At 70.0% G+C, this 16,914-nt stretch carries 15 protein-coding genes; 9 read left to right on the top strand and 6 right to left on the bottom strand.

Annotated elements, in window-relative coordinates:
- Positions 1 to 34: 34 nt before the first annotated feature.
- The 4 genes from IPZ69_RS00150 to IPZ69_RS00135 form a co-directional block, all read right to left on the bottom strand.
- On the bottom strand, positions 35 to 1,627 hold the full coding sequence (locus IPZ69_RS00150) for a GMC family oxidoreductase N-terminal domain-containing protein (RefSeq protein ID WP_235451519.1): 1,593 nt from the start codon (positions 1,625 to 1,627) through the stop codon (positions 35 to 37).
- Positions 1,624 to 2,286, bottom strand: coding sequence for a DUF5987 family protein (locus IPZ69_RS00145; RefSeq protein WP_235451518.1), 663 nt, complete (start codon positions 2,284 to 2,286; stop codon positions 1,624 to 1,626). Before IPZ69_RS00145 ends, IPZ69_RS00150 begins: the two co-directional genes overlap by 4 nt.
- A gap of 5 nt (positions 2,287 to 2,291) precedes the next feature.
- The gene (locus tag IPZ69_RS00140; protein ID WP_235451517.1) at positions 2,292 to 2,897 is read right to left on the bottom strand and encodes a hypothetical protein; all 606 of its coding nucleotides are present in this window, start codon (positions 2,895 to 2,897) and stop codon (positions 2,292 to 2,294) included.
- A gap of 134 nt (positions 2,898 to 3,031) precedes the next feature.
- Positions 3,032 to 3,838 carry an AraC family transcriptional regulator gene (locus IPZ69_RS00135; RefSeq protein ID WP_235451516.1) on the bottom strand — a complete coding sequence of 269 codons (807 nt, stop codon included), beginning with the start codon at positions 3,836 to 3,838 and terminating at the stop codon, positions 3,032 to 3,034.
- Between the two features lie 102 nt (positions 3,839 to 3,940).
- Here IPZ69_RS00135 and IPZ69_RS00130 point away from each other — a divergent pair, with 102 nt between their 5' ends.
- From IPZ69_RS00130 to IPZ69_RS00120, 3 genes are all read left to right on the top strand, one after another.
- Complete coding sequence (locus tag IPZ69_RS00130) at positions 3,941 to 4,756, top strand: sulfite exporter TauE/SafE family protein (RefSeq protein ID WP_235451515.1); 816 nt, start codon at positions 3,941 to 3,943, stop codon at positions 4,754 to 4,756.
- 505 nt (positions 4,757 to 5,261) lie between these two features.
- Positions 5,262 to 5,783: a transglycosylase SLT domain-containing protein gene (locus IPZ69_RS00125; RefSeq protein ID WP_235451514.1), complete on the top strand. Its 522-nt coding sequence runs from the start codon at positions 5,262 to 5,264 to the stop codon at positions 5,781 to 5,783.
- Positions 5,784 to 5,864: 81 nt separating this feature from the next.
- Positions 5,865 to 6,383, top strand: coding sequence for a hypothetical protein (locus IPZ69_RS00120; RefSeq protein ID WP_235451513.1), 519 nt, complete (start codon positions 5,865 to 5,867; stop codon positions 6,381 to 6,383).
- Here the strand turns inward: IPZ69_RS00120 and IPZ69_RS00115 are convergent.
- Both IPZ69_RS00115 and IPZ69_RS00110 read right to left on the bottom strand, forming a co-directional pair.
- Positions 6,371 to 8,185 (bottom strand): sensor histidine kinase, encoded by a 1,815-nt coding sequence (locus IPZ69_RS00115; RefSeq protein ID WP_235451512.1) that lies wholly within the window; start codon positions 8,183 to 8,185, stop codon positions 6,371 to 6,373. The two genes, IPZ69_RS00120 and IPZ69_RS00115, sit on opposite strands and share 13 nt — an antisense overlap.
- 1 nt (position 8,186) lies before the next feature.
- A complete protein-coding gene (locus IPZ69_RS00110) occupies positions 8,187 to 8,894 on the bottom strand; it encodes a response regulator transcription factor (protein ID WP_235451511.1) in 708 nt (235 codons plus the stop codon).
- Positions 8,895 to 9,224: 330 nt separating this feature from the next.
- Here IPZ69_RS00110 and IPZ69_RS00105 point away from each other — a divergent pair, with 330 nt between their 5' ends.
- The 6 genes from IPZ69_RS00105 to IPZ69_RS00080 all read left to right on the top strand — a co-directional run bounded on the left by IPZ69_RS00105 (position 9,225) and on the right by IPZ69_RS00080 (position 16,899).
- Positions 9,225 to 10,640 (top strand): peptidoglycan-binding protein, encoded by a 1,416-nt coding sequence (locus IPZ69_RS00105; RefSeq protein WP_235451510.1) that lies wholly within the window; start codon positions 9,225 to 9,227, stop codon positions 10,638 to 10,640.
- On the top strand, positions 10,637 to 11,392 hold the full coding sequence (locus IPZ69_RS00100) for an ABC transporter ATP-binding protein (RefSeq protein ID WP_235451509.1): 756 nt from the start codon (positions 10,637 to 10,639) through the stop codon (positions 11,390 to 11,392). Before IPZ69_RS00105 ends, IPZ69_RS00100 begins: the two co-directional genes overlap by 4 nt.
- Positions 11,393 to 11,427: 35 nt before the next feature.
- Positions 11,428 to 12,666 (top strand): ABC transporter permease, encoded by a 1,239-nt coding sequence (locus tag IPZ69_RS00095; RefSeq protein ID WP_235451508.1) that lies wholly within the window; start codon positions 11,428 to 11,430, stop codon positions 12,664 to 12,666.
- Positions 12,667 to 12,766: 100 nt separating this feature from the next.
- Positions 12,767 to 13,351: a hypothetical protein gene (locus tag IPZ69_RS00090; RefSeq protein ID WP_235451507.1), complete on the top strand. Its 585-nt coding sequence runs from the start codon at positions 12,767 to 12,769 to the stop codon at positions 13,349 to 13,351.
- A 114-nt stretch (positions 13,352 to 13,465) separates the two neighbouring features.
- Positions 13,466 to 14,731: a cytochrome P450, cyclodipeptide synthase-associated gene (locus tag IPZ69_RS00085; RefSeq protein ID WP_235451506.1), complete on the top strand. Its 1,266-nt coding sequence runs from the start codon at positions 13,466 to 13,468 to the stop codon at positions 14,729 to 14,731.
- A gap of 161 nt (positions 14,732 to 14,892) precedes the next feature.
- Entirely contained in the window at positions 14,893 to 16,899 is a 2,007-nt protein-coding gene (locus IPZ69_RS00080; protein ID WP_235451505.1) for an ATP-binding protein, read from the top strand.
- Positions 16,900 to 16,914 lie beyond the last annotated feature (15 nt).

Genomic DNA, 16,914 nt, shown 5'->3' with positions numbered 1-16,914 from the left:
CCCGCCCCCAGCACTGAGGCGGGCCTGGACGGTCTCAGGGCACGGGGACCGGTGCCCCGTACTGGACCGGGACTCCCGTCTGGGCCGTGCGCTCGGTGATGGTGGGGGTTGCTCGTTCGGCGAGGGCGGCGATGGTGAGGGACGGGTTGACGGTCAGGGAGGTCGGGACCGCGGAGCCGTCGGTGATGAACAGGCCTGGGTGGCCCCGGAGTTCGTTGGTGTCGGTGAGGGCGCTGCTGGAAGGGGCGTCACCCATGCGGGCCGAGCCGATGGGGTGGGCGGTTACGGTTCCGGCGATGTCCTCCTGCCAAGGCCGGACCCGGGACAGCCCGTCCTTTTCGAGAATGCCGCGCAGAGCCTCGTCGGCCTTTTGCCAGCCGCCGCGAGTGCGGTCGGTGGGGCGGTAGGTCATCGTGCCCAGTCCGAGCCCGGGAGCGAGCCGGGTGAAGCTGCCCGTGAGCGGGGGAGTGGCCTGGAAGACGCCTTCGTTGTCGTCCTCGGTCATGGCGAGGAGCGTGAGCCAGGACCTCCAGCGGGAGCGGAGGGTACGACCTGGAATCCCGAACCAGTACGGCGGATCGGTGGTCTGGGACAGCACGTTGGTGAGGGGCGGGAAGTAGATCTGCTGGAGCATGAAGCGGCTGAACTCGGGGAGCGACGCGTCCAGGAAGTCGTACGTCGCCGCCGTGATGGGGCGGCCGATCGGTAGCCCCTCGTACGGGACGCCGTCCGGACGGGACAGCCCCAGAAGTGAGCGCACCTTGGTCTCGTCCACCTCTGCGACACTCACGCGGTCGCCGTTGCCGGAGAAGTAGCGTCCCACCGCGGTCGGGACGCCGCCGAGCAGCGGGGCGGAGCGCTGGAGGACGACCGGAGTGCCGACGGCTCCCGCGGCGAGGACGACCGTCCTGGCGTGGATGGTGCCGCTCTCCAGGGTGCATGTGTAGTCGTCGGGATCGAGCACCGTATAGGTGACGGCGTACCGGTAGCCCGGTACGAGCGAGGGTGCGACGGTCTGTACTTCGTGCAGCGGCCGGATCGTCGCGCCGTGGGCCTCCGCCGCCGGCAGGTAGTTGAGCAGCATCGAGCGCTTGGCGTCGAAGCGACAACCGGACAGCATCCAGTTGCAGTTGGTGCACCGCTCGGTGTCGACGGCCACCGGCACCGGATTGCACGTGTGGCCTGCCCGTTGGCAGGCGGCGGCCAGTACACCGCCCGCGTAGGAGACGTCCGTCCAGCCGGTGCGGGTGACCGGGAGCGCCTCCTCGACGCGGTCGTACCAGGGGTCGAGCGCGGCGCGGGTGAGTGCGGCCGGCCAGATGCGTCGGCCGAGGCTGCCGCGGCGCTCGAAGGCGAACGCGGGCGCGCGCAGCGAGGCGGCGAAGTAGACGACGCTGCCGCCGCCGACGCAGTTGCCGGCGACGACGGCGATGCCGTCGCCGCGCACGACGTCGACGATCCGGTTGTAGGTGCCGAGTCGCATCGAGTGGACGAAGTCGCCCGCAGCGAGGCGTGGGCCCCGTTCCAGGACGGTGACCCTCGCGCCGCCGGCGGCGAGGTAGTAGGCGGGGATCGCTCCGCCGAAGCCGCTTCCGACCACGAGGACGTCCGTGGTCTGCGCGCTCATGCGGGGCTCCCTGACACGGTGGTCGCGGGGTGCGTGGTGGCGAGGGCCTTGCCGTAGGAGTAGTCGGCGAAACGCCACAGTCCGTCGGCATCGGGCTGGGGGAACCTCAGCCAGGCCAGTCCGGGATGGCCTGTCGTTACGGCCTGGCGTGTGTCGAGGTGGGCGGCGGTGTCGAAGGCGAGGCCGGTCAGCAGGCTGAGTACCTGCCAGATGGCGCGGTCGGGGTCCTCGGGCCCGAACAGCCCTCGGACGAGCGCGGTGCGGTCGCGGAAGGACAGACCCACGAAGGCGGGGCTGGTGATGGGGAGCAGGATGAGGTGGGTGGCCGCGTAGGCGATCGCCCGGGCGTTGAGCAGGGCCGCGATCTCCGGCAGCAAGGGGGCGAGTGGCAGTTCGGGCGAGTTGAGCGTGCTGATCACACCGGCCTGCACGGCGCCCGGTCCTTTGACGGCGCCCGCGATGGCGAGGTCTCCGGCGAAACGGCGTTCACCGGGGATCAGGGTGTCGGCGAACGCCTCCATCGTCTGTACGGTCCACCCCGCGGGCCCGGTCTCGGTCGCCGCCGCGCGGGTTACGGCGCCCGGGAACTGCAGGGCGGACAGGGCGCCGGCGGTGGCGGCCAGCGCCCTGAGCACCGCTCTTCGATCGATCGAGGACACGGTGCTCACCCGGCCGTCGAGCAGAGTGGGGAGTATGGGAGGGCCGTGGTCAGGCCCGTCTCTCCGGCCTCGCTGCCGTATTCCTCCAGCGCGTCGGCCAGTTCCGGGTACACCGGGCGCAGCGCGGCGACGGCGTCACCGATGCCGACGCTCGTACCGTGGATACGGAACCCGCTCAGCCGTGCGCCGGCCCGCTGCCCGGACTTGTCCCACCAGTACTGGCCGTCCCACGTCACCCAGGGTGTGGCGCCGGTGGTGGTCTGCACACTCCAGTGGTCCTTCTGGTAGTAGCGGCAGGTGACCATGGCCAGGGCGAACCGCGAGGGTTCGGCGACGAGGAAACGCAGGGCGCCGCCGTTGTCGAAGGTGATGTCGCGCTTGCTGTACTCCACGCACAGCGGGTCGCGGAACATCAGCCACCACGGGGGGATCTCGCCTTCGCCGAACCGGTGCCAGTCACACGTGGCGGCGAAGGCCGGTTCGGTGAACGGTCCGATCTGGGATTCGGTGTTCGTGAGGCCCGCGGAGGCCGTGTGCGAACGCGGAGCCGCCGAGGCGGTTCCCGGAACGAGAGCGGTGGCGCACAGTGCTCCCGCAATTGCCAAGTACATGCCAACCCTGTGAAGACGAGGCGAACCGGACAAGGTGTTCCGCCTTTCTCGCGGCGACGGCCGTCAACCGGTCCGCGACGCGAACCGGCACACCCAAAGAGTGGGGCATGACTACCCTTCAGTAAAGAGGTGGGTCAGTGACTCATCCACTGGCCCAGTGCGCGACGGTCCGCGGTGCTGAAGTTCCGGTACGTCGTTGGTGGTTGGCCGAGGAGTTTTCTGAACGCGGCTGTGAAGGCGGCGGGGTTGTCGTAGCCCAGCGTGGTCGCGATGCGCGTGATGGGCGTGCCCGTGGCGAGATGCTGCAGGGAGTGCAGGACGCAGGCGCGTTGTCGCCACTGGGAGAAGCTCAGGCCGGTGCCGCGCTGGAACAGGCGGGCGAGGGTGCGTTCGCTGATGTTGAGGGCCGCGCACCAGCGTGCCGGTGGGTCGTGGATGTCGGGCCTCTGCAGGAATGCCTCGCACAGGTCGCGCAGTCGGGGATCGGACGGCAGGGGCACGTCGAGCGGCAACGGGGCGAGGTTCCTGAGTTCGTGGAGGAGAAGAGCGGCCACCGCGGCGTCCCGGCCGTGCTCGGGGTAGCGCGGCTCCATCTCGACGGCTTCCAGGATCAGTTCCCGGAGCAGGGCGGAGACGTCGACGGCCTGACAGTGCGCGGGAAACCACGGCACGGCAGTGGGTTCGAGGTAGAGGCTGCGGGTACTGACCCCAGTCATCGTGACCTGGTGCCTGGTCAGGGGCGGGATCAGGACCGCACGGGCGGTGGGAATCGTCCAGCTGCCGTCCGCCGTCTCGACTCGCATGACGCCGGTGGCCGCGTACAGGACCTGGGCGCGGCGGTGCTCGTGCCAGACGAGCAGGTGGTCATGGGGGTAGTCGGTGCCGATGGCCAGCACGGCACGATCGAGGTCGTCCACCTTCGCCACCGGGATGTCGCGCATGCCGCGAGGCTACGCGGGATCGGGACCGCCTGTCTGCTGCGCGTAGGAAGCTGGCAAATCATCGATTGCCCGCCAGTCTGCTTGATCCCTAGCGTCGTACCAGTGCTGACCTCCTTCTCCACCCTCGTCTTCTTCGGCTGTCTGACCGGCATCACGACCGTGCTCTTCGGTTTCGGCGGCGGCTTCGTCACGGTCCCCGTCGTCTGCGGAGTCCTGACCGCCACATCCCACCGGGCCGCGGAGGCGGACGCCATGCACATCGCGGTGGCGACCTCGGCGTCGGTCATGGTCGTGAACGCCACGACGGCGACCCTGGCCCAGTGCCGGCAGGGCCGACTGCGGCGCACGTACGTCTGGCCGCTGGCGGCGTTCATCACGATCGGCGCTGTCGTCGGATCCTTCGCGGCCACGCGGATCGGCGGTACGGCGCTGCGGCTGCTGTTCGCCGTATATCTCCTGGTGACGATCGCCGACAGTGTGTTGCGGAAGGGCTTCCTGGTCGTGGCGCACCAGGCGCGGCCGCAGCCCTTGGGGCGGGGCACCGTCACCCTCGGTGGAACGGGCATCGGCCTGGTGGCAGCGGCCCTGGGCGTGGGCGGCAGCGTCATGACGGTCCCCCTCCTGCGCCGCAGGGGCCTGCCCATGACCGAGGCGACCGCCATGGCCAACCCGCTCAGCGTTCCCGTCGCCGTGGCCGGCACCCTCGTCTACGCCCTCGCCCCCACCACACCCGTCAGCGCGGGACAGCTCGGCTACGTCGACCTCCCCGCGGCCGCCGCCCTACTCATCGGATCCCTGCCCACCATCGTCGTCACAAGACGAGTCACCGGCCGAGTCCCGGACCACCTCCACTCCGCGGCCTACGTCGGCCTGCTCGTGGTCGTCCTGATCGTGATGCTGAGGGGGCTGATGTGGTGATCCCGTCCGGTCGTGTCCCTCTATACGTCTCCCTTCTATACGTCTCCCTTCATTACCTCCGCAGCGTGCGCCGATACTGCGGTCGGCGATTCCTTCGTGGCGCAGTGTGACGAGATCTGTGCTCTCGGCCTGACCCGTTCGGGGGTCCGTTCAGGGGTCAGGAGGGGGTCGAATGGGGGGCCGGGGCGTGACGCCCCCCATAGGAGCCAGATCACGTCCTACCGCGGATCGTAGAGCGACCCCGCCGCGAGCAGGCCATAAAGCTCCGAAGCGGCAGATTTCGGACATTGCTCCGTAGTCGGGTAGTACGTCACATTCTTGCGCCCGCTTCTACCCGCCGCTAACCATGTTTCTCGTTGCCGCAAGCCGCAGGACGGACCGGACCCACATCCGGAAAGCCCGCCCTCGTCTCGCACGGCAACACGGGGCCTCGCCCCGACGCCCGACAGGCCGCGACCGAAAACCGGCCGGCGCCTTAAGACGTCCCACAGGAGAGTCCCTCATCATGACCGCGATCACCGCCACCAGCCGCCTTGCCCGCCTTCGCACCATCGCCCTGACCGGCATCGCCACCACCGGTGCCGCGACCGTCGCTCTCACGCTGATGCCGGCTTCCGCCCACGCCGCCGAAGCCCCGCAGGCCGCCCACAGCGTCGCCGCTGCCTCCAGTGACAGCCGTGCCGACTCCAGCAGCGCCACCGGCGCCACGGGGAGCCTCGACGGCTGGATCAAGAAGTCGCTGGCCGTCATGAAGGAGAAGGGCATCCCCGGTAGCTACGAGGGTCTGCGTCGCAACATCATGCGTGAGTCCGGTGGCAACCCCAACGCCCAGAACAACTGGGACGTCAACGCGCAGCAGGGCACCCCGTCCAAGGGCCTCCTGCAGGTGATCGAGCCCACCTTCAACGCCTACCACGTCGCGGGCACCCCCCAGAGCGTCACCGACCCGGTCGCGAACATCACCGCCGCCGCCAACTACGCCGCTCAGCGCTACGGCTCCATCGACAACGTCAACTCCGCGTACTGATCCCCGCGCACGCTCCCGCACAGCGGCGGCGCCGCGAGTGACGGTTGGGGGGAAGGGCCGGGACCCTCTCGCGAGGAAGCCGTGAAGGGCGCCGGCCGTGGTGTCCATGAGTTCCGTGGTGTCCACGAGTTCTCGACCGACCGGCCGGACCGCAGACCGTCCCCGTCGGATGTCCTCGGCAAGCCGATCGAGGATGATGCCGGTGTGTTGGTGAAGGTAGAGGCAGTGCAGCCCGTCCCGTCGAAGCCCATGTCTGTCCGGGTGCATACGGCAGTGGGCACTGCTGTGGTGCTGTGGCGGGGGGCTCCCGAAGCAGTGGGGCGACAGTGCCACGTCGAGTGGACTGTCGGTGAGGACATCGCCTGGGGGGTGAACGCCTCGCCGGGTGCTGCTGGGGCACCTGAGCTGCGGGAAGAGGGCGACCACGTCGTCTTTCGTGGGCGGCTCGGCCTCGCCGAAGACGGAGGCGCTGTCCTGGAAGTGGCCGGCGCGCCGATCCTGTTCGATCTTGCCGCACCACCGCCGGAAGGCGTTGACGGGTCGTGGGTCGAGGTTCGTGTGGCACAGGACCAGGTCACTGTCTGGCCCTACGAGGTCTGACTGCCGGCGCACGGGCGCCACGGAAGTCGGACGGTGAACACCGAGCCGATGCCGGGCGTGCTGATGACCGAGATCGTGCCGTCGTGTGCCTCGGTCAGTTTGCGGGTGATGGCCAGCCCGAGGCCGCTGCCGCCGGTCTGGCGGTTGCGGGACTTGTCCGCGCGCCAGAAGCGGTCGAAGACATGGGGCAGATCCGCCGGTTGGATACCGCAGCCGGTGTCGATGACCTCCAGGATCAGTTCGTTGCCCTCGCTACGGGATCGCAGGACGACCCGGCCTCCGCTCGGTGTGTGTCTGATCGCGTTGGAGACGAGGTTGCCGATCGCCTGACGCAGTCGCACCGGATCGGCGTGCACCGCCAGTTCGTCGGCGGCCTGGATGGACAGTTCGACGCCCGCCGGTCCGGCGGCCCCGTGGTGCGCCACGGCCACCTGTTCCAGTACGTGTCGTACGGACAGCGCTTCACGGTGCAGTACCAGGTTTCCGGCCTCGGCCGCGGCGAGGTCGCGCAGGTCCTCGATGATGTGCTGGAGCAGCATCGCCTCGTCCAGGAGCAGGGCGAGCAACGGCTGATCGGTCGGTGTCAGGCCGTCCTGGGCGGCCTCAAGCCAACTGCGGATGTTGGTCAGCGGGGTACGGAGTTCGTGTGCCACATCGCTGACCATGGCGCGGCGTTGACGCTCCAGGGTCTCCCTGCGTTCGGAGAGGTCGTTGAAGGCCAGGGCGACGCGGCCGATCTCGTCCTTGGTGAGCACCGGGACGCGGGCTGCCTCGTCGGCCGGGCGTTGGGCCGCGGTGATCAGGGCACGCAGCGGTCGGACCAGTCGGCTGCCCAGCAGGATGGTCACGGCGCAGGTGACGGTGAGAACGATGCCCGCGGCGCCGGCGATCCGTACGGTGTTCTCCGACGAGAGCCGCACGGTCTCGGTGGTCGGATGGCCTCGGTCGGAGACGAAGAGCAGGACCGGCGGTGAGACATAGGGCCGCAGTTGTTGGCGGCGGCCTTCGTACACGCACTCCTGCGCGGCGCGGTCCGAGTTCTCCTGATGCTTGGTGTGGCCGGTGAAGTGCCAGGAGAAGTCCGCGAATATCTCGACGGACGGCCTGCCTTGCTGATTCAGGCATTCCGAGGCCAGGTCAGAGGCCTGGCGGAGCGGCACGACCTCCGACGGCACGGGCGCCTTGAGCTGGTCGAAGTCGCACGTCCGTTGCGCCGTGAGGAGTTCGTCGGCATGGGACGTGTGGCCCGTGAACCGGATTGAGTAGCGCCCGGTGGGCAGGGGGACGACCTCGGTGGCGATCCGTGGTCCGGCGAGACAGCCGGTGATCTTGTGCACGATCGCCCGTACACGGTCCCGGTCCTCGCCTTCGAGGAGGAACGGGCCCACCGCGCGGGGGTCGATCGGGCCGACAGTGCTCTCATGGGACAGAACGGGGTCGAGGCGCAGCGGATCGACGGAGGCGGCCGGCCGCTGCCGTATGCGCATGGTCGGTTCGGAGCCGGCGAGGGGTGTGCGTGCGGGGGTGGTGAGGGTGATCGCCCGGCCCGTTCGAGCCGCGAGATCGCGGACCAGCGGCTGCACCCCGCCCCAGTCGGTGTGGGTGGCCGAGTATCCGATCAGGGCGTCGTAGATGCGGGCGTCGGCCTGTGACGACCGGCCCTGTTCCGTGCTGATCGCCTGTGTCGTGGTGGTGACGGCGACCCACGTGGTCGCGGCCACCGAGCAGAGCGCGACCAGCAGCGACGCGGCGAGGAGACGGACGAAGAGGCTGGTGTGCAGCGGAACACCGGAGCGGCGCACGTCAGTTGCCCGCGGGGGAGGATCCCGGGCTCAGCTTGTAGCCGACGCCGTACACGGTGACCAGGTGGGTGGGGCGACGCGGGTCGAGTTCCAGCTTCTTGCGCAGGTTCATCACGTGCATGTCGACGGTGCGCACGGTCGAGGCGACGTCCCAGCCCCGGGTGCGTTCCAGGAGCTGTTGACGGGTGAACACCCGGCCGGGCTCGGCGGCCATGGCGGACAGGATGGTGAACTCCCCGCGGGTGCAGGTGACCAGTTGACCGGATGCCCCTCGTACCTCGTGCCGAAGCGGGTCGACCGTGATCGTCCCCACCCGCAGGACTCCGTCGTCCGGCGGCGCGACCCGCTCGACGCGGCGCAGCAGGGTTCGGACCCGGGCCATCAACTCCCGTGGGCTGTAGGGCTTGGTCATGTAGTCGTCGGCGCCGAGGTCGAGTCCGAGGAGCAGGTCGTCCTCGCTGGAGCTGGCGGTCAGCATCAGCACCGGCACGGCGGATTCCTGGCGCAGGATCCGGCACACACTCAGTCCGTCGACCTTCGGCATCATCACGTCGAGCACCAGCAGGTCCGGCCGGAGCCGGCGGACGGCGTCGATCGCCGAGCGCCCGTCGTGCACGATCACCGTGCCGTAGCCCTCTGACTCCAGGTACATCCGCAGCACCTGCGCCTGTTTGATGTCGTCCTCGGCGACCAGGATCCGTGCATTCATGACGGTGACTATAGGCAGCGCTTTGGGTCAATTCGCCTTTCTGACAATCCCGATACATCTTGCTGAATGCATCTTGATACCGGTTCGGCAAGGTCGGCAGCGCATCCGAAGTCGAGCTCCGGCTCACTTCCGACCGCCGGGTTCCTTCGTGTCCGCCGCGGTTGTCCGCGTCATTCTGGGAGTCGTCTGCATGAACCGCGTCATAGCCCGAGCCAACGCGCTCGCCGTACGGAGGCCCGTCAGGGAGCGCGCACGCGTCGCAGGAGCCGGCCGCCGTTCCGGCGGCGCGCCGGCCGTGGTCCGCCGCCTGTCCGCGACGAGGTTCGCGCGGTGACCCGCCGGCCGAAGGGCGATGCCGCCACCGGCATGGACGACAACCCCACGGTCACCCTCAAGCCGGTCACCGCACCCCGCAGGCGTCATGTCCGCATCGTCGCCGCCGTGCTGGCGGTGGGGCTCGCCGGGGCCGGCGCCGCGGTGACGGTGCCATGGGGGAAGGGCGGCACTCACGCGGCGTCCGAGCCGGAGGCGGAAGCGGGCACGGCCAAGGTCGAGCGGAAGAACCTGTCCGACAGCCGGTCCCTGGACGGCACCCTCGGCTATGCCAGGCCGCAGACCGTCAAGGGCTACGGGGACGGCATCGTGACCTGGCTGGCTCCCACCGGGAGCACGGTGACCCGGGGCAAGGAGCTGTACCGCGTCGACGACCGCAAGGTGCCGCTCTTGTACGGCGCGGTGCCGCTCTACCGGCGTCTGGAAGGCCAGAACCTGGTCGGGCGGGACGTGCGGGTGATCGCCGACAACCTGCGGGCCCTGGGGTACGACGTCGGAGTCCAGCCCTCACCGGGACAGGTCGTCACCGTGATCACTGAGGCGGACGACACGGCATCGGGGGGTGACGGGAAGGACCCGGGATCGGCAGGCGGCGCGGAGAAGGGCGCGGCATCGACCGGGTCCTCCGCGGCCCAGCCCTCGCCCGCGGCCGGCACCGGCAAGGGAGCGGCCGGGAGCGCAAGCCCGGCACCCCACGCTTCCTCGTCGGCGGGAAGCGGGACGGCCGGAAGCGGTACGGCCGGTAGCGGGACCGCCTCAAGCGGCCGCGTGGTCACGCGGATGACGGTCGGGTCCGGCGACGGCGTCCTCACGCCCGCGCTGGTGAACGCGATCAAACGCTGGCAGACCCACAACGGGGTGCCGTCCACCGGCGTGCTCGGCCCCGGTGACGTGGTGGTCCTCAGCGGCCCGGTCCGGGTGGACAGCGCCGGCGCGCAGATGGGCGACGCGGTCGCGGCACCGCTGCTGAAAGTGACGTCGACCGACAAGTCCGTGACCGTGTCGGTGGACGCCTCCGACGTAGGCAGCATCAGGCGCGGCGACGCGGTGACCGTCCAACTGCCCAACGGCACCGCGGTCGCCGCGAAAGTGGCCGGCGTCGGCAGCGACGCGGAGGCGTCGGAGGGCGGGAACGGACAGCCGAAGGTGACCGTCACGGTCACCTTCATCGACCCGGACAAGGTGAAGAAGCTCGATTCGGCGCCGGTCCAGGTGGCGTTCGTCTCCGAGACCCGGCGTGGGGTGCTCGTGGTCCCGGTGACCGCGCTCCTCGCACTCCGCGAGGGCGGCTACGGACTTCGGACCGCCGCGGGACGGATCGTCGCGGTGAAGACCGGCCTGATCGCCAAGGGATTGGTCGAGGTATCGGGCGCCGGGATCGCCGAGGGCACCCGGGTGGTGACCTCGTCGTGACGGCCGTACCCACCCCGGTACTGTCGGTGCGCAACGCCGCGGTCCGCTACACCGGCGGAGTCAGCGCGCTGGCCGGGGTCTCGCTGGAGATACACAGCGGCGAACTCCTGGCCATCGTCGGCCCGTCCGGCTCGGGCAAGTCCACCCTGCTCAACATCATGGGCACCCTGGACCGGCCGACCAGCGGGACCGTGGTGATCGGCGGCCAGGACGTCACCACTCTGCCGGACCGTCAACTGTCCGCGCTGCGAGGACGCTGGCTCGGCTTCGTCTTCCAGCAGTTCCACCTGTCCGAGGGCCTGACCGCGACCGAGAACGTGACCACCGGCCTGCTCTACGCCGGGGTGCCCAGGAGGCAACGCAGCCCGCTGGCGCTCGCCGCGCTGGAGCGGGTCGGCCTGGCTCACCGGGCCGGCCACCTGCCGCACCAGCTCTCCGGCGGCGAGCGGCAGCGAGTCGCCATCGCGCGCGCTCTCGTCCATGAACCGACGCTGGTGCTCGCGGACGAGCCGACCGGTGCGCTGGACACCGCGAACGGACGCGCCGTACTGGAGCTGCTCACCCAACTCAACGCGGAGGGAACCACCATCGCGCTCATCACCCACGACCGGGACATCGCCGCGCACCTGCCGCGGCGAGTGGAGATCCAGGACGGCCGTATCGTCAGGGACACCGCCATCACCGCTGCCGCCGACGCCCCGCCGGGCAAGGGCATCGCCGCCGCGGCCTCGGGAACCGGGGTCGCCCCGTGAAGCGGACAACGCGGCTCCGTGGCACACGGAAGGCGATGATCGGGTCGCGGCGGCGGTGCGCGACCACCACCCCGCTGCACCGGCCCGTCCGGCTCTCCCCGGCCGACCTCCTGCGCCTTGGACTGATGGGCATCCGCACCCGGCGGATGCGGGCGGCGCTGTCCGCACTCGGCATTTCCATCGGTATCGCCACCATGATCGTGGTCACCGGGATCCCGGCTTCCAGCCAGAAGGCCCTGAACGCGGAGCTCACCGCGCTGGGCACCGACCGGCTGCAGGCGATCGCCGACAAGGACCAGGAGGGCAACGCGGGCTCGTTCCCGCCCGAATCGGTCGCCATGGTCAGGAACATCGGCCCGGTCAAGGCCGTGACCGCGGTCGCCAACACCCATGCCCGGGTACGGCGCTCCGACCGGCAGAGCCCCGACGACGTCTCCGGGCTGACGGTGCTGGCAGCCCAGCCGAACCTCCTCGGCATCGTCAACGCCCGCATACGTTCCGGCCGTTACCTCACCACGGCCACCGAGCGGCTTCCCACCGCCGTGCTCGGCTCGGTCGCGGCGGCCCGTCTGGGCTTCCCCGATCCGCGCCCCGGCGATCCGGCGCCACTCGTACTGATCAACGACCGGTGGTTCAGCGTCATCGGCATCCTGCACTCCGTCCGGCTGGCCCCGGACATCGACCGCTCCGTGCTGGTCGGCTGGCAGGCTGCGCACCGCACACTCGGCTTCGACCTCCGCCCCACCCAGCTGTTCCTGCGCGCGGACGAGCCGGCGATCGAGGACGTCCACGCGGTCCTGCCCGCCACCATCAGCCCGCAGTCCCCGAGTCAGGTGATGGTCAGCCGGCCCTCGGACGCCCTGGCCGCGAAGCGCTCCACCGAGGCCACCTTCTCGTCACTGTTCATCGGGCTCGCCGGTGTCGCACTCCTGGTCGGCGGCATCGGTGTCGCCAACACCATGGTGATCTCGGTCCTGGAACGCCGCCGCGAGATCGGACTGCGCCGCGCACTGGGTGCCAACCGCGGCCAGATCCGGGGCCAGTTCCTCACCGAATCGATCGCGCTGTCCGGCCTCGGCGGTCTGGCCGGAACCATCCTCGGCGTTCTCGGCACCGTCGGCTACGCGGCCTACAAGGACTGGCCGCCCGTCATCCCCCTCCCCGCGGTGACCAGCGGACTCGTCGGCGCGGTTGTCGTCGGCATCGCGGCCGGCGTCTACCCGGCCGTCCGCGCCTCCCGGCTTTCCCCGACCGCCGCCCTGGCCTCGGCCTGACGCAGCCGTTGCGGACAGCCGACTCCGGCGGCCGCCCCACCGTCACCTGACCCCCGACCTCACCCCAACCCGTCTTTGCACCACTGAGAAAGGCTCACCCATGCCGAAGACCGACACCCTCCGTCCACCGAACACCCGACATTGGCGTGCGGCGTGCGCCGCGCTCGTCGCGATCTTCTTCCTCGCGGCCTGCGGCGGGTCCTCCGACCCGGAATCGGCCAAGGACCAGGGCGACGACGGAGTCGCGAGCGTGACGGACGGCGACAAGGACGCGAAGGCGACGCAACCGCAGCAGTCGCAGGACGTACGGCCTCTCATCAGGCCGGACACCTCCGACGAGGAGAGCAACAGGGTGTTCAACGTGTACTACGAGTGCCTGCAGCGAAACGGCGTCAAGGTGATCAGGCAGGGCGATGTGTTGAAGCCCATCGACCAGCCCAAGAAGACCGAAGAGGCGCGGAAGAAGTGCTGGCAGAAGGAACCCGAATACCTCACGGAGCGGGCGGCCAGGGAGGACCCGGAATTCCACGAGAAGATGGACCGCTGGGTGAGCTGCCTGCACGACCACGGCATCAAGGCGATCGCCCTGGACGACGGCACCATCAATCTGCCCAACAACCTTCCGCCCTATCCGCAGAGCCAATGGCTCGACAAGTGCGAACTCAAGGCATTCGTCGCGAAGTAGCTCCGCAAGCCATGCCGGGCTCGGCGTGCACTCCATGCTTGCCGAGCCCGCTGGACGTCCCCTCCGGACCTCCCGCTCTTGCTCTTTCCGTAGATTTTGAGAGGGTTCTGCGCCATGCAGATGATCAACCCCGACTTCAGCGTCCTCTCCGACGACTTCGCGGCCGACCCATACCGCTACTTCGCCTCCCTGAGGGAGCAGTCGCCGGTGCACTACGAGCCCGCGATCGACAGCTACTTCCTCTCCCGCTACCAGGACGTGAAGCGGGTACTGACCGACCACGCCGCGTTCACCACCGAGACGTTGCAGGTGCGCGCCGAGCCGGTGATGCGCGGGCCGGTCCTCGCCCAGATGACGGGGGCCGAACACACCGCCAAGCGAAAGATCGTCGTCCGTGGCTTCACCGGGCAGGCCCTGCAAGATCAGATACGCGCCGTCCACACCAACGCCGCCGAGCTCATCGCACCCTTCCTCCCCCGGGGCAAGGTGGACCTCGTCAACGAGTTCGGCAGACCTCTCGCCGTCTATGTGACGCTCGACGTCCTCGGCCTGGACAAGAAGGACTGGCAGCAGGTCGCCGCCTGGCACAGCGGGGTCGCCGAGTTCATCACGAGCCTGAGCCTCACCCCCGAACGCCGTCGGCACTGCCTGGAATGCGCCGAGCAACTGGAGGCGTACCTCGTCCCCGTCATCGAAGAGCGCCGCCGCCACCCCGGCGAGGACCTCATATCGATGCTGTGCAGCGCCGAGTTCGACGGCATCGCCATGAGCAACCGCGACGTCACCGCGCTGATCATCAATGTCCTGGCCGCCGCGACCGAGCCCGCCGACAAGACCCTCGCCCTGCTCTTCAAGCACTTGATCGACCACCCCGAGCAGCTCGCCCGGGTCTGTCAGGACCCGACCCTGCTGCCCGCCGCGATCGCCGAGACGCTGCGCTACACCCCGCCGGTCCAGCTCATTCCCCGCCAGGCGGATCAAGAGGCCGTGTTCGCCGGCATCACCGTCCCGGCGGGTGCCACCGTCTTCTGCATGATCGGCGCGGCCAACCGCGACCCCGACGCCTTCACCGCCCCGGACACCTTCGACATCCACCGGCCGGACCTGGGTACCGCCCGCTCCTTCACCGCCGCCGCCCAACACCTGGCCTTCGGTACGGGACTTCACCAGTGCGTCGGTACGGCCTTCGCGCGCGCCGAGATCGAGACCGTCGCCGCGCTGCTCCTGCCCCTGCTGGAACAGGCCCGCTACAGCCCCGGCTTCCACTACCGGGAGACCGGCCTGTACACCCGCGGTCCGGTCGCGCTGTCGCTGGACTTCACGCCTGTCCATGACATGCCCCTGCACTCCGGAGCTTCGCGCGGCCGATCCACCCACTGAGGCAACCGACACCCGCGTCACGATCTCTAACCCAGTAGCGTGGCGTGAAAGGGGCTGGACCATCGCCCCACGCGCGTCGTAATGGTGCCTGACTCCGCGAGGCCCGGCGGGTGTCTCCGAGCATGGTCGCCCGGTGCTGGGACGAGGAGAGGGGAGCCGCCATGGCGTCCGTGGGAGCGAGACTGAGCAGCGCGCGCGAACGGGCCTTCATCGGCCGGGACGAGGAACTCGGCCACTTCGGCAAGGCGTTGGCCGACGATCCACAGGCGCCGTTCGCGTTCTACCTGTTCGGGCCGGGTGGCATCGGCAAGTCGACGCTGCTGCGGCGCCTGGCCGACGACGCTCGTGCGGCGGGCCGACTGCTCATCGAACTCGACGGCCGTTTCGTCAGCCGGGACCCGGCCGATTTCGAGCGGGCGGCCGGCCCCTTCCTGGACGTTGCCGGCACGGTGCTGGTCGTCGACTCCTTCGAGCACTGCCAGTGGCTGGAGAACTGGCTGTGGCAGCACTTCCTGCCTCGCGCCGCCGACGACACCCTGGTCGTTCTGGCCGGACGGCTCGCGCCGCAGCCGCAGTGGACCGCCGACCCCGCCTGGACAGGGCTCCTGCACGTCACCGAACTGCAGCCGTTCTCCGAGGACCAGGCCCGAAGCCTGCTGGCCGCGGCGCAGATCCGGCCCGAACTGCGCGACCGTGTGCTCCGCTTCGCCGCCGGCAACCCGCTGGCGCTGTCCCTCGCGGCGGCCGCGGGATCGACGGGCTGCGGCAGGGAGGAGATCTGGGCCCCCTCGGCGGACGTCCTGCGCACCTTGTTGGCGGGACTGATCGGTGAGGTGCCCACGGCGGCCCACCGGCGCGCCCTGGAGGTGGCGGCACAGGCCCTCTCGACCTCCGAGGAACTGCTCACCGCCGTACTGCCCGAGCACGACGCTCATGTGCTCTTCTCCTGGCTGCGTGACCTGCCCTTCATGGAGTCCACGCATCGGGGGCTCCACCCGCACGACGCCGCACGCGAGACCCTGGCCGCCGACCTGCGCTGGCGAGCACCCAACGCCTTCGTGGCGATGCGCGAGCGCCTGGCGGACGAGTACCTCCACCTCCTGCGCGAGGCACCTGAGGAGCGGGTCTGGACCGTCACCGACGAGCTCTTCTACCTCTTCCGGGAGGGCGAGACCCTGGCCCGGCTCCGCACCTGGTCCCGCGAGGACGAGGTACACGACCGACCGCTGCACCCGGAAGACCTCGACGTCATCCTGCGCATGGCAGAGGAGACCGAGGGACCCGCCTCCGCGGAACTGGTCCGCTACTGGGCGCACCGACAGCCGCAGGCCTTCAGCGTCTACCGTCTCGTGAGCACGGGCCGGACCGTCGCGTTCACGGCCCGACTGGCCCTGCCGGCCCCTCCCGACCCCCAGGACCTGGCCACGGATCCCGTCGTCGCCGCGGCCTGGGAGTACACCAACGCCGCCGAGCCGGTACGCCCCGGCGAACACATCGGCATCAGCCGCTTCACCGTCTACCCGGAGCGTTACCAGGTCCCGTCCCGCGTCATCGATCTGAGCAGTTCCCGCGCCCAGGCGGAGTCGGCCCGTGCCCGCGGCCGCGCCTACGGTTTCGCCGTCTTCCAGGACGCCGAGACATGGGCCGAGCGCGTCAAGGGCACCCTCAGCGACACCGGGGCGCGGCCGCGAGTCGGTGAGTGCACCTACGGGGTGTTCGGCGTCGACTGGCGCCAGGAACCCGTGGAGACCTGGCTTCACCGCTTCATATCGGCCACCGCGGCGCCGGTCCAGTCCGGACCAGCACCCGTTTCGCGTACCGCGTTCGACCAGGCCGTGCGGGAAGCGCTGACGCACTGGCGCGACGCGGGCACCTTCGCCGCCTGCGCCCTGATGCGCGTCCGGCTCGCGGCCGACCTCCGTGACCCTGCCGAGGAGTTGCGCACCCTGCTGCGCCAGGCCGTCGACGACCTCGCCCACGACCCGCGCGGAGCCCGGGCCCGCGAGGCCCTGACGGCGGGCTACTTCTCCGGCGCGCCCACCCAGGAGGCCGCCGCCCGGCGCCTCGGCCTGCCGTACGGCACCTACCGCCGCCACCTGCGTCAGGGACTGGACCTGCTCTGCGAGGGCCTGTGGCAGCAGGAGCTGCACGGCCCTCAACAGCCGTAGCGGACGCACCACTCG

The organism is Streptomyces olivochromogenes (assembly GCF_021538895.1).
GTDB lineage: Bacteria > Actinomycetota > Actinomycetes > Streptomycetales > Streptomycetaceae > Streptomyces > Streptomyces olivochromogenes_A.
This window is presented reverse-complemented; position numbering and strand designations above follow the sequence as displayed.

Excerpts from the sequence above, each read along its gene's own strand:
- IPZ69_RS00150 (WP_235451519.1), bottom strand. The coding sequence starts at position 1,627 with ATGAGCGCGCAGACCACGGACGTCCTCGTGGTCGGAAGCGGCTTCGGC.
- IPZ69_RS00140 (WP_235451517.1), bottom strand. The coding sequence starts at position 2,897 with ATGTACTTGGCAATTGCGGGAGCACTGTGCGCCACCGCTCTCGTTCCG.
- IPZ69_RS00135 (WP_235451516.1), bottom strand. The coding sequence starts at position 3,838 with ATGCGCGACATCCCGGTGGCGAAGGTGGACGACCTCGATCGTGCCGTG.
- IPZ69_RS00125 (WP_235451514.1), top strand. The coding sequence starts at position 5,262 with ATGACCGCGATCACCGCCACCAGCCGCCTTGCCCGCCTTCGCACCATC.
- IPZ69_RS00110 (WP_235451511.1), bottom strand. The coding sequence starts at position 8,894 with ATGAATGCACGGATCCTGGTCGCCGAGGACGACATCAAACAGGCGCAG.
- IPZ69_RS00095 (WP_235451508.1), top strand. The coding sequence starts at position 11,428 with ATGATCGGGTCGCGGCGGCGGTGCGCGACCACCACCCCGCTGCACCGG.
- IPZ69_RS00090 (WP_235451507.1), top strand. The coding sequence starts at position 12,767 with ATGCCGAAGACCGACACCCTCCGTCCACCGAACACCCGACATTGGCGT.
- IPZ69_RS00085 (WP_235451506.1), top strand. The coding sequence starts at position 13,466 with ATGCAGATGATCAACCCCGACTTCAGCGTCCTCTCCGACGACTTCGCG.
- IPZ69_RS00080 (WP_235451505.1), top strand. The coding sequence starts at position 14,893 with ATGGCGTCCGTGGGAGCGAGACTGAGCAGCGCGCGCGAACGGGCCTTC.